Annotated in this window: 10 protein-coding genes and 1 tRNA gene; 6 read left to right on the forward strand and 5 right to left on the reverse strand. The window is 27.3% G+C overall.

The features are described from left to right. Positions 1–658: 658 nt before the first annotated feature. Both R4K56_RS00005 and nadD read right to left on the reverse strand, forming a co-directional pair. Positions 659–1,558 (reverse strand): ABC transporter substrate-binding protein, encoded by a 900-nt coding sequence (locus tag R4K56_RS00005; protein WP_335771635.1) that lies wholly within the window; start codon positions 1,556–1,558, stop codon positions 659–661. A 51-nt stretch (positions 1,559–1,609) separates the two neighbouring features. Beyond that, the gene (gene nadD / locus R4K56_RS00010; protein ID WP_335758120.1) at positions 1,610–2,194 is read right to left on the reverse strand and encodes a nicotinate (nicotinamide) nucleotide adenylyltransferase; all 585 of its coding nucleotides are present in this window, start codon (positions 2,192–2,194) and stop codon (positions 1,610–1,612) included. A gap of 136 nt (positions 2,195–2,330) precedes the next feature. On the opposite strand from nadD, the gene R4K56_RS00015 reads away from it, so the two are divergent. The 6 genes from R4K56_RS00015 to mltG all read left to right on the forward strand — a co-directional run bounded on the left by R4K56_RS00015 (position 2,331) and on the right by mltG (position 10,609). Beyond that, positions 2,331–2,420: transfer RNA gene (locus tag R4K56_RS00015), tRNA-Sec, on the forward strand. 108 nt (positions 2,421–2,528) lie between these two features. After that, complete coding sequence (gene selA, locus R4K56_RS00020) at positions 2,529–3,881, forward strand: L-seryl-tRNA(Sec) selenium transferase (RefSeq protein ID WP_335771636.1); 1,353 nt, start codon at positions 2,529–2,531, stop codon at positions 3,879–3,881. 313 nt (positions 3,882–4,194) lie between these two features. Further along, a complete protein-coding gene (gene selB / locus R4K56_RS00025) occupies positions 4,195–6,012 on the forward strand; it encodes a selenocysteine-specific translation elongation factor (RefSeq protein ID WP_335771637.1) in 1,818 nt (605 codons plus the stop codon). A 153-nt stretch (positions 6,013–6,165) separates the two neighbouring features. Continuing rightward, on the forward strand, positions 6,166–8,214 hold the full coding sequence (locus R4K56_RS00030; RefSeq protein WP_335771638.1) for a hypothetical protein: 2,049 nt from the start codon (positions 6,166–6,168) through the stop codon (positions 8,212–8,214). 30 nt (positions 8,215–8,244) lie between these two features. Beyond that, positions 8,245–9,495, forward strand: coding sequence for a histidine--tRNA ligase (gene hisS, locus R4K56_RS00035; RefSeq protein ID WP_335771639.1), 1,251 nt, complete (start codon positions 8,245–8,247; stop codon positions 9,493–9,495). Positions 9,496–9,601: 106 nt separating this feature from the next. Continuing rightward, positions 9,602–10,609 carry an endolytic transglycosylase MltG gene (gene mltG / locus R4K56_RS00040; protein ID WP_335758125.1) on the forward strand — a complete coding sequence of 336 codons (1,008 nt, stop codon included), beginning with the start codon at positions 9,602–9,604 and terminating at the stop codon, positions 10,607–10,609. 113 nt (positions 10,610–10,722) lie between these two features. On the opposite strand, the gene R4K56_RS00045 is transcribed toward mltG, so the two are convergent. The 3 genes from R4K56_RS00045 to aroQ form a co-directional block, all read right to left on the reverse strand. Further along, positions 10,723–11,328, reverse strand: coding sequence for an HNH endonuclease family protein (locus R4K56_RS00045; protein WP_335758126.1), 606 nt, complete (start codon positions 11,326–11,328; stop codon positions 10,723–10,725). Between the two features lie 117 nt (positions 11,329–11,445). Then, positions 11,446–12,561 (reverse strand): M24 family metallopeptidase, encoded by a 1,116-nt coding sequence (locus R4K56_RS00050; protein WP_335771640.1) that lies wholly within the window; start codon positions 12,559–12,561, stop codon positions 11,446–11,448. Positions 12,562–12,583: 22 nt separating this feature from the next. Then, a complete protein-coding gene (aroQ, locus tag R4K56_RS00055) occupies positions 12,584–13,024 on the reverse strand; it encodes a type II 3-dehydroquinate dehydratase (protein ID WP_335759675.1) in 441 nt (146 codons plus the stop codon). Between the last annotated feature and the right edge of the window lie 207 nt (positions 13,025–13,231).

Below are 13,231 nucleotides of genomic sequence, written 5' to 3' on the forward strand. Positions count from 1 at the left end.
GAAAATTGACAAAATATAGTTGTTTAGGTATATACTGAAAATTTTTAACTTTGTCAACCGATGTACTTTATATAGAATTATCAACTTTTTTGCCGCACACGCTCTGCGGGCTTCGCCAAAGTTGCTGCCTACGGCAAACGCAATTGCTAGAACTTTATATTTTAAAAATACTTATTAAATATAGGATATATCCTAAATTTATACTAAAATGCAGTTCTTTTGGTTCTTTTATACCAATAAAAGAACTAGGGTGCGGGGCAAAGCCCTGCAAATATTTAAAATTAAAAAAATTATTTCTGACAAAGTATATTTGTTTAGGTATATACTGAAAATTTTTAAGTTTGTCAATGTTTTTATTGTTCTTTTTCCCGCCGCAAAAAGAACCAAAAAGTGCAAGGATAGGAATTAGTATTAAATCAAACTAATTTTGTTTTACATGTAATATAAACTATTAATTTAAGCTAAAATATAGCCATTCGCGAAGTGTATCTGAGCCTGTCGAGGATATAGGTTCTTTTATATCAATACCGAAAGGTACCTACTCGGTAAAAGAACTGGGGTATTGCGAAGCACACAGCGTTGTTGGCAAATCCCCAGATATAAAAACAAAAATATAAATTTATTTTTGACAAAATATAATTGTTTAGGTATATATCGATTACTTTTCTATATAGTAAAAATCATCTGAAGGTATTTTATTTCCTATTAGTTTTTTATCAAAATTAAATAAGAAGTTATAATAATTATTTAAAGCGAATTTCATTTTACCGCCATCATAAAAAGTTAATCCCATTCTGTTTAATCCATAATTTACTGATTGAGCATTAATTATCATAGATGAATTTGCTAATAGATTTTCTATTTCATTTTTATTGTTTAAGATATATTCAGTAGAGTTTTTATATTCATTTAAAATATCTTGTAATAATGCTTTATTATGATTTATAAAAGTTCCTTTAGCTATAAGTATGGCAACAGGATAATTATCAACATATTTAGACATTTCCACAACTATATTAACATCTTTATTTTCAAGCATTGCTGATGACAAGAAAGGTTCAGGCAATATAGCTATATCAGCATTTCTTGATGCAACTGCTTTTGCTAAATCTGGATTACTGAAAGAATAATTAATATTAACATTTGGTATTTGTTCTTTTGATATTAAATATTGAAGCATTAAATCAGGAGCAGCTAATTTTGTACCGCAATATATAGTTTTATTTTTTATATCATTTATAGTTTGTATTTTATTGTTTGCAGATACTATAAAAAGTTTAGTTTCAGATATAACAGCTATTGCCTTATAATCTAATTGTTTATTAAAAATTATAGCAGCCATATTTGCAGGAATAGCAGCAATATCAGCTTGTCCTTTTACTATTAATGAAAGCATATTATTTGGGGCATTTACTGTTTTTATATCTATACCTTTATAATCTTTCATCATTTTTAATCCGCCTATACCAGTAGGGCCGCTTAATAAATACATTTCGTACGAATATAGACTATTTATTAACACAAAGAATATTGTTAATATTATTTTTGTGCATCTCATTTTATTTTCCTTTTTTATTAAATATGATTATATTTGATTAAGAATGATAAATTAATTTAAATATAATTTTTTTTCTTTTATGTATTCATATACCTTATTTGTTACAAAGTATCTGAATCCTTTATTTTCTTTTATTCTGTTTCTTATAAGACTTGATGATATATCTATACGAGGAGCCATTATTACTTTAATATTATATTTATCAATATGTTTTTTGTATAGGTTTTTGTCATCTTCTCTGTTAACAACAGTTATATCAGATATTTCAGCTATTTTGTCAGGTTCTCTCCATTTATCAAAATCTCTTACTAAATCAGCACCTATTATAAGACCAATTTTTCCTTCAATATTGTAATTGTTATATAGATAGTTTAATGTATTGATAGTATATGAAACTCCATCGTTATTAAGTTCATATTCATCTAATAAAAATCTTTCATCATCTTCTATTGAAAGTTTAAGCATATTTAGTCTGTCTTCATTTGAAACTTTTCCGCTTATATTTTTATGAGGAGGAATTTTAGCAGGTATAAAAATTACTTTATCATAATTACAATTAGTTATAACAGTATCTGCTAATATTAAATGTCCTAAATGAGGAGGATCAAAAGTACCGCCTAGAATCGCTATTTTCATAATATATCAACCTATATATAGTTTTTGATTTATTTTAATATTTTAATTATAATTTGCAATATTTTTAAATTTATTAAATTAAATAATATTAATAAATTGACATAAAATTAAAAATGATATATTATAGGGATTGCTTGGAGGTAGATGAGTCCCGGTGGGCTCCGCGCTCTTCAAAAGCGTTGGACGCTATAGCAGCGTTGGCAGGTTCAACTCCTGCCTCTTCCGATAAATAAGCGATTATAAAAGTTATAGTATGATTGAATTACTAATAATTAATAGTCTCTTATCTTGAATTGTATTTTATATATTTTTAATTTTAGAAAAAGGGGCTTAAATGGATAACAAATTTAATTTAGTACAAACCAATACTGTATTAGAACATGATTCTATCAAACCATATCATAAAATTCTTTCCCGTCCTATAGTTGCTGATATTATACGTGATACTTTAGACAAATTAAGATTAGAATTAAAAAATAAACCTAATGCTTCATACACTAAAGAAGATATTATTAAATTATGTGAAAAGAAAATAAAACAGAAATCTAATCTGCCAATAAAAAAGGTAATAAATGCAACTGGCACTATTATGCATACCAATTTGGGACGTTCTCCTATAGATGCAGAAATTTGGGACGAAGTTAAACAATTAAATATATCAAGCAATAATCTTGAATATAATATCAATAATGAAGGCAGAGGAGTAAGAGGAGAATTTTTATATTCTCTTTTAGCTAAATTAACAGGTGCAGAAGATGCATTAGTTGTTAATAATAATGCTGCTGCTGTATTTTTAATATTAAAAACTTTAGCTAAAGATAAAGAAGTAATAGTTTCAAGAGGCGAGCAGGTACAAATAGGCGGAGGTTTTAGAATTCCGGATATACTTAGGGAAGCTGGAGCTAAACTTGTAGAGATAGGTACTACTAATATAGTAACTTTAAAAGATTATGAAGAAGCTGTAACAGAAAATACTGCATTGATACTTAAAGTGCATGCATCAAATTTCAAAATTAGAGGATTTGTAAAGCATCCATCATTTAAAAAGATAAGAGACGCTATACCAAATAATATACCATTAGTTTATGATGAAGGTGCTGGAATATTTGATGAAAGTATGTCGGAAGAAGAACATATAAAAGCAGCATTGAAAAGCGGTGTTGATTTAGTATGTTTTTCAGGTGATAAAATGTTTTCAAGTGTACAGGCTGGCATCATAGTTGGTAAAAAAGAATATATAGACAGAATATATAAACATCCTTTGATGAGGGCTTTCAGATGCGGTAAAACAGTTCTTTCTATATTAGAAAAAAGTGTTATAAAAAGATTAAATGCAGAAGGTCAATTTAAAGGATATTGTGAAACTTTATTAGCAATTAAACCAGAAATTATAAAACAAAAAGCTTTAAAAATTATAGATAATATTGAAGGTTTTGAAGTTGCTGAGGAAATGGTAGAAACTGGAGGCGGTGCTATGGCAGATACTTTTTATCCTTCTTATGCAATTAGCTTTAAGCCTAAGGATATAAAAGCCGTTATTAAGTTTATGCATAATTTAGATGTGCCTATTATACCAAAAGTAAAGAAAGATTCAGTGCTAATATATGTTATAACAATAAATGATGCTGATATAGATTATGTAAGAGAAGTTTTAATAAAAATAAAAGATAATGATTTTTTAATATAAAATTTTGATTGTCTGACAAGTTTGATTATTGGGGTTTTTGTCGGGATACAGAGAGCAATCAATTATTATTAGTAATAATATAAAGAGTATATGTTTTTAAAGTGATAAAGTAGCAGCTTATAACTAATGAGGAAAGTTTTCAGTTATTTATAGGCTATTTTATCACTAGCAATAATAAATAATTTTTTATATTAGAATGCTAAATATAAAAATTGTGAGCGTCTAGTAAATTTATTTACTAGACAATAATTAGCGAACAATTTTTATTAGCAACAATAAAAGGCGAACATAGCAACAATAGGAGTTTCATAGTATGAACAGAATCATAGGAACAGCAGGTCATGTTGATCATGGTAAATCAGAATTAATTAAAGCACTTACAGGTATAGCCATGATGCGTTTACCAGAGGAAAAGAAAAGAGAGATGACTATAGATTTAGGTTTCGGATTTTTTAAGCCTAATGATGATATTACTATAGGTGTAATAGATGTTCCTGGACACGAGAGATTCATCAGAAATATGGTTGCTGGTATGTGGAGCTTGGATTTAGTTATGCTTGTTGTTTGTGCTAGTGAAGGCTGGATGAACATGACAGAGGAGCATGCTAAGGTTGCTTTATCTCTTGGCATAAGAAATATTATATGCGTAATGAATAAAATTGACTTGGTTGATGAAAATATATTGAAAGAGAGCGAAGAAGATATTAAAAAGAATTTATATAGAATATTTAACAGAGATATAGAAATAGTAAAAGTATCAGCAATGAATGGTACTAATATAGATTTATTGAAAGAAAGAGTAACAGATATATTATTAAAAGAAAAATATGAAGATGATATAAAAACTCATATTTATGTTGATAGGGTTTTTTCTATAAAAGGTGCAGGTTTAACAATAACAGGAAGTATTAAAGGCGGAAGTATTAAAAGAGATGATACTTTGATACATTATCCTACAAAAAGAGAAGTTTCTATAAGAAATATTCAATCATATCATGAAGATAGAGAAATAGTATATGCCACTTCTCGTATAGCTATAAATTTAAAAAATATAAAGAAAGAAGAAATAAGAAGAGGGCATTTATTATGCGATAAGGAAGAAACAGTATTTTTAACTGATGAAATAATATTGGAACTTGTTAATAATAGCGATGTTGAATATTTGAAAAAAATTAAGAATGCAGAATTTGCTATTGGTACTGAATGTGTTGTAGCTCAGATTATACCTATGTACAAAAGAGCTGCTTATAATGAATCAGACAAGAAAATAAAAACAGATGTTGATATAAGAGAAATAGATAATAGATTTATAAGATTAAAATTTGATGAGCCTATTGCAGTATTTTGGAAGGAAAGAGGAATATTAATAAGCCATGGCGGAAGCACTATAATAGGTACAGGCGATGTATTTTGGGGAAGCAAAACAACTCCTCAAATAAGAAAAAATATAATGGATAATGCTCAAGAATTTTTGGGTAAGGTAAAAAGAGACAGATATACAGATTTAGTTATGTCTGTTAATGGTTATTCTGTTGGAAATGGCAAATTACCGGATTATGCTGTTAGTTTGGCAAATTATTTTGTAAAAAAAGATTATTTGAATAAATTATTAGAAGAATCAAAAAAATTAATAGAAACTAAAAAAGATGGATTTTCTTTTGAAGATATAAGAAATCATCTTAATATAGATAATGCATTTACAAAACCTTTTATAGATCATTTAGTTCAAAATAAAATTATAATGCCTTTTAATAATATATATAAGAAATTTACTCAAAGTGTAGATTTAACAAATTCTCAAAAGGCTTTACTTGATAAATTGAAAAAAGCAGATTTAAACGGTTTAGATGAAAAAGCCATAAAAGTATTTCCAAATGGAATGAAAGATATAAAAGCATTATCAGCTTTGAAACAGGCGATGTATCTTGAAGAAGGTATATATTATCATATAGAAGTTTATAACAGAGTTAAAAATTTAATTATGAAAAATACTAAACCTAAAGATATAATAACAATAGCATTTGTTAAAGAGAAAACAGGTCTTTCAAGAAAGTATGTTATACCTCTTTTAAATGCATTAGAAAGAGAAAAATTATTAAAACGTCAAGGCAATGATAGAATAGTTATTTAAAATTTAATGAGCTTTGATATTTTTTTGTTTTATTTGTATAAAATGCAATAGGATAAGATGCTTGATATTATATTTTTTTATAGTAAAATATCTTAAGTTTTTTTAGAGATGTCGATATTTTATAGGATAGTATAAAAATATTTGGAGATAACAATGAAAAAAATTATTTCTGTTGCATTTATATTGCTATTATCTTTACCTTTATTTTCTCAAAATGGTGTAACATTTCCAGAATATATAGAAGATTTGCAAAATAAATCTCCTAAAAAATCTATAGAATGGTTTAAGAAAAATTCTTATTCTGATGAATATGGAGTTAATAGATATGTTTTTGATTTTTATAGAGGAGTAAGCAGATATTTATCTTTTGTAAAATTTAAATCTGCTAGAACAGATGTTAATAGAGCAGCTAGTGATTTCAGACAGGCTTTAGAATTACCTAATGATCCTGTTTATTCTTATAATGACAGAGCATTTTTATATATAGGCGGTATACTTACTATTTTACCTGGTGATAAAGAACTTCCAGCAAGAATATTTAAGTATTATGCTGATAATTGTAAAACATCAAATCCTAATTATCCTACTGCCATATATTGGACTATGTACTTGAGTTATATAACTCCTATGGTTTATGAAAGTTATTATGAAACATTAAAAATATTGGCAAGAAGTCCTGAAAATACAATATATGATTATTTTTCCGGCGAAAATAAAAGCATTAGTGAAATGATGAAAAATTTGAAAACTCCTGAAAATATGACTCAAAAAGTTTATGAATGGACTACTTCAAATATGGACGTATATACACTTATAAAGAATTCTATTCCTATACTTCCTGAAGAAGAAGGGCTTTCTACATTTACAGGTGAGAAATTTGCTACTTTTGAAAGATATTCTCCAGCAAAAGAAATAGAAGATATAGAAAAAGAGATAGAAGAAAAAAAAGAAGTTGAAGAAGATTTAGTATCTGCTGATATAGAACCGGAAGAAAAAGAAGAATTAGATCAGCTTCAGGATATAGCTAAAAAAGAAAAAACTCCAGAAAATGCTTCAAACAGAAGAATACCAGCCCTTGAAAAAGAAGTGCTTGATGAGGTAGTTATAGAAGATCCAGAAGTAGTTGAATATAAAACTAATGATATTAATATAGAAACAAATGCAGTTTTATATCCATTAACTATTTTGATAGATAAAAATCCAAATAATGGCCCTATAGGAATAGATATAGAAGATTATTCATTTGATACAGAAGTTTCTACTAATTTTATTATAGAAGTTTCTGAAGGTATGTATGATGCTTATATATCTTTTGGTGATAAATTATATACTAATCATGTAAAAGTAGAAAAAGATAAATACAACTTATTTTCTATAATAATACAGGATCAGACAATTCCTTCAAATGAAACAAATAATATTAATAACCCTAATGATACAATTGAAGATATTAGAGAAGACATAAAAGAAGAGTTATTAAACAATGAAGAAATTGAAGAGAATGAAGAAAAAAAAGAAGATGTATCTTTAACAGTTGGTAAGGAAACTACACCAGTTAATAAATATGACGGTAATGCAGAAAATACTAGAGAAATAATAAGGAAAGTATTATCAAGACCAGCAAAAGTAGCAACAGAATGGTTTGTTACTAATCCTTATAATGAATATATGGGAATATCTATAGAAGAATATAGTTATTATAGAGGTGTTGCTTATTATTCAAGATTTTTGAATGAAGGAAGAAGATCTGCAGAATTTGCAGCTCAGGCAAAATCAGATTTGACATTTGCTTATAATAAAAAAGATAATTCTAATCTTTTAATGAGAACTAGACTTTATTTAGGAGCAGTTAATTTATTTGCTTATAATGATTTATATGAAGCAGATAAAATGTTTGCTGAAGTAGGTTCTACTCTTTCAGAGGATCATAGATATTATCCTACAGTGATTTATTGGAGAAGCAAAATGGGTATTGTTGATGAATCACAGAGAAATGAGTTTATAAAGGTGTTATCATCAAAACCAGCAGATACTCAAATATTGGATTATTCTTCTACTATGTTTAAAAATTTATCAGATATGCCTTCTTATGAAGAAAGGATAAGAGGCATAAGAGCTGTTGATAAAGTGAAACCAATTTATGAGCCTCCAAAAAATACTTCAAAAGCTGGAAGTACTAAAACAGAAGAAGTTTTAAATTAAAATAAAAAAATTAAATTAGGATATAGTGAAATGTTAGAAATAAAAAAACCACGCGGTACAAATGATTTTTTCTATGATTCTTCAGCAAGATTGGAATTTATAGAAAGTAAAATAAAAAATATAGTTAAACTTTATGGATATGGAAGAATAAGAACTCCTTTATTTGAATATACAGACCTTTTCACAAGAGGAATAGGAGAGGGAACTGATATTGTAGGAAAAGAAATGTTTACCTTTGAAGATAGAGGAGGACGTTCTCTAACTTTAAGACCAGAAGGTACTGCTTCAGTTGCTCGTGCTTATGTAGAAAATTCTATGCAAAATGAATATGCTATAAATAAATTATTCTATTTAGGTACAATGTATAGAGCAGAGCGTCCGCAAAAAGGAAGATACAGAGAGTTTAATCAATTTGGTATAGAATGTATCGGAGGTTCTTCTCCTTTAATAGATGCTGAAATAATTCTCCTTAATATAAATGTATTAAAAGAATTTGGTATTGATAATGTTAATTTATTAATTAATACTGTAGGCTGTTCAAAATGTAAAGGTGCATATAATGAAGCTTTGAAAGAGGCTATAGGAAGCAGGAAAGAAGAACTTTGCGAAACTTGTCAAAAAAGATATGAAGGCAATATTTTAAGAATATTAGACTGTAAAAATGAAAAATGCAAAGAAACAATAAAAGATATACCAAAATTTTATGATTATGTATGCGATGAATGTAAAGAGCATTTTGATAAATTATGCGAAGAACTTACAAGAATAGGACAGAATTTTACAGTTGATCCAATGCTTGTTAGAGGATTAGATTATTATACAAAAACTGCTTTTGAGGTTCAGACAAATGCTTTAGGTTCTCAAAGTGCTATACTTGGAGGTGGAAGATATGATAATTTAATTGGTATTTTCAATAATGGAAAAGATGTACCTGCAGTTGGAAGTGCTATGGGTATTGAAAGACTTTTACTCGTATTAGAAAGTCAGAATAATATATCTACAGAAAGACTTGATGCTTTTGTTGTGGCATTTAAAGAAACTGAGAATGAAGTATTAAAAATAATGCAGACATTAAGAACTAATAATATAAGCTGCGATTATGATTTTGCATGTAAATCTGTTAAAAGCCAATTCAAATCAGCAAATAAAAGAAATGCTAAATATGCTGTTGTAATTGGTGAAGATGAACTTAAAAGAGGAATGTGCAAATTAAAAAATATGGACAGCGGAGAAGAAAAAGAAGTATCTATTAATGATATACATTCAAATATAGAAAAATAATAAAAATTATTGATATACAAAATTATTACATATATATTAATTATCTGTTATATTTACAATGTTTTATTAATTTTGAATTATATATTTTTATAAAAGAGAGAATAGAATGAAAAAGTTATTTATCATATTACTTATACTTGTTGCTATAGTGTCGGTTTCAACTGTGCTATTTGTGCAGTATATGATTAGTCCGGTAGGAGGAGATTCAGAAAAAGTATATTTTGAAATCAAACAGGGAGAAGGTGCTTCTACAATAGCAAAAAAATTAGAATTACAAGGTCTTATTAGAAATTCTAAATTATTTGTTGCAGCTGCTAAATACCTAAAATATGATAGAAAACTTTTAAGCGGATATTATGAAATTAATAGAGAGATGAGCATGATTGATATCATGAAGCATCTTAATAGCGGTAAACAAGCTATGGTAAGATTAACTATTCCGGAAGGTAAGAATATATATGAAATAGGACATGCTTTAGAACAGCAGGGTTTTACTACAAAAGAAGAATTTTTGGAAGTTTGTCATAGTAAGGAAATATTAGAAAAATACAATATACCTTCTGATAGTGTAGAGGGTTATATATTTCCATCTACTTATTATATAGTTAAAGGTAATCCTACAAAAGTATTAGTAACTTATATGATAGATTCTTTATTCAAACAGTTCCCAGATTTAGAAGAAAGAGCTAAAAAGATGGGATACACTGTTCATGAAGTATTGACTATGGCTTCTATAGTTGAAAAAGAAATGGGACCATTAGATGATCCTAAACTTATATCTTCAGTATATTATAACAGATTAAAAATAGATAAAAGACTTGAGGCGGATCCTACTACAATATATGCTATGACTTTGGTAAAAGGCGATTATATAGAAAAGCCTAATCTTAAATATGCAGACTTACGTATGGAACACCCTTATAATACTTATAAAAATACAGGACTTCCTCCAGGCCCTATATGTTCATCAGGGGCAAAAGCTATAGAGGCAGCTTTAAATCCTGCTGATACAGATTATATTTTCTTTGTTGCTGACGGTACAGGAAAACATGCTTTCTCAGTTACTTATGAAGAACATGAGGAAAATATTAGAAGATATATTTTTAAGAGATAATTTATATTAATGATATTATAGAAAAATTAGGTATAATAACTAAATTATACCTAATTTTTCTATAATAACAAATTTTATTTTCAATAATAATGACTAATAAAAATAAATAATAATTATTTGCCTTTACAAACTCTGTTAGAAACTTCATCAAAACCATCTTCAATAGTAAGTCCCCAATCAGTTTTTATTTTAAACCATTCTCTTACATATTCGCATTGATATTCTTCATTTGGTGGAAGCCATTCAACTGGTGATTTATCTCCTTTGGAACGATTGGCACCTTTTGATACAGCTACTAAATGATTTTCATTTTTTAGATAATTATAATATTTATTTTTCTTTTCTTCGCTCCAATTGCTTGCTCCGCTGATATAAGCATTTTTTAATGGTACTAAATGGTCTATATCTAAATCTTTTGCATTAGTAAAATATTTTCCAGTGAATTTATCATACCATTTTCCAGATATTACTCTGTTATTTGATATTACAGGTTTTACTAAAGATTCTCTCGCTAATACCTCATGTCTTGTATTGAGTCCGTCATTGTCTTCATCAATCCAATTTCCCCAATCATCTCTATTGTATCTTGTAACAGTTTCTTTTGAAGTTTTTTTTATCTCTTTTTTATCGTATATATTATTATAATAATAGTATCCTGCAGCTATTATTAAGATTAATAATATAAATAAAGGTGATGATTTTTTCTTTCTTCTAGCCATAGTATTTTCCGCTATTAAATAAATATTTTTATTTTTACACAACAATATTTATTTAATTTTAATTAAAATGTATTATATAAATAATAATACTATATGGAAAAGAATATGTCAATATTATTATAATACAATTAAATCTGTAGGTGTATTATTAATAGATATTCCAGCCTCTCTAGTTACTATAACCATATTTTCTATTCTAACACCGCCTAAATTTGGAACATATATTCCAGGTTCAACAGTAACAATACAGCCGCCGTCAAGTATATGATCAACAAGAGGGGAAAGTCTAGGAGATTCATGTATTTCAAGTCCTACACTATGACCTAATCCATGTCCGAAATACTGTCCGTATCCATTATTTTTGATGATTTCTCTTGCAACATTATCAACTTCTTTTCCAAAAACTCCTGAATGTATTGCTTCTATGCCTTTGTTATGAGCTTCTCTTACTATATTATATATTTTACTCATTTCATCAAAGTGTTCGCCTTTTCCAAAGAAGAATGTTCTAGTTATGTCGCTTTTATATCCATCTCTTGATAAGCCGAAATCCATAAGTATATTATCACCAAATTTTAACTTTCTATCTGAAGGAACACCATGAGGAAGTGAAGTTCTATCTCCAAAAAGTAAAATTGTATCGAATGCAGTTTTATCTCCGCCTTCTTTACGCATTTGATATTCCAATTCTGCAGCTAATTCACATTCTGTTATGCCTTCTTTTACAAAAGCTAACATTTTAGTCATAGCTTTTTCTGCTCTATTTAAATTTTCTTTTATTATTTTTATTTCTTCTTTTTCTTTTATATTACGTATAATATCCACATCAGCTTTGCTTATTCCTACTTTAATAGAATTATTAACCATAGAAGAAACTATATTCTCATAATCAGCAAGATAGAGTCCGCTTTTAGCTACTTGTATTTCTTTTATGTTATTTTCTTTACAGAATTCAGCCAAAGCATCTGAATAAGTTGTTGCTACAAGTATAACAGTAGTTTTATGTGTAACTTTAGTAGCATGCTCACAGTATCTTGAATCTACAAATAAATATTTTTTGCCTTCGCTTATTAATAACCAGCCAGCACTTCCTTTGAAGCCTGTAAGATAAAATATATTTTCATTTTTAGTTATGAGTAAATTTTCTTTAGTTAATTTTAATAATCTTTCTAATCTAGCATCATAATCAAATTTTTTGTTCTCACCGCTTTTATTTAATGTTAATTTACACATTATCAAACTCCGTAATATATTTTTAATTATTTCTTTTTTGTATTGATAGTAGATGAGCTAAAGCCAATATATAACTATTGTCTCCAAAACCTGTAATTACTCCTAACGCTATATCGGATAAATAACTTTTATTTCTATATTCCTCTCTAGCATGAATATTGCTTATATGAACTTCAATGAAAGGTATATTAGTTGCTAGGAATGCATCTCTTATTGCTATTGATGTATGAGCATAGGCTCCAGCATTTATTATAATATAGTCAATACTTTCGTCATAAGCTCTATGTATTCTGTCTATTATAGCACCTTCATGATTTGATTGAAAAAAAGATACTTTAGCAGCATTTCCAGCAGCTTCTTTTATCTTATTTTCAATATCTCCAAGAGTTGTATTTCCTAAAATTTTTGTTTGTGATACTCCAAACATATTTGTATTTGGACCATTAATAACTAATATATTCATATAAGCCTTTATTTTATTAGAAGAATTTTTTATTTGTAATTTGCTAATATAATATACCTATTATAAAAAAAATCAAATGTCAAAATTGTATTATGTTAATTTGATAAATATTTTATTTAAATAAATTTTATTTAAAATGATTATGTTGACATTAATATGATAATATTTTATAAAATTATATTATTATAACTTTAATAAATAAGGGGT

The organism is Brachyspira pulli, assembly GCF_036997785.1.
In the GTDB taxonomy this organism is placed as follows: domain Bacteria; phylum Spirochaetota; class Brachyspiria; order Brachyspirales; family Brachyspiraceae; genus Brachyspira; species Brachyspira pulli.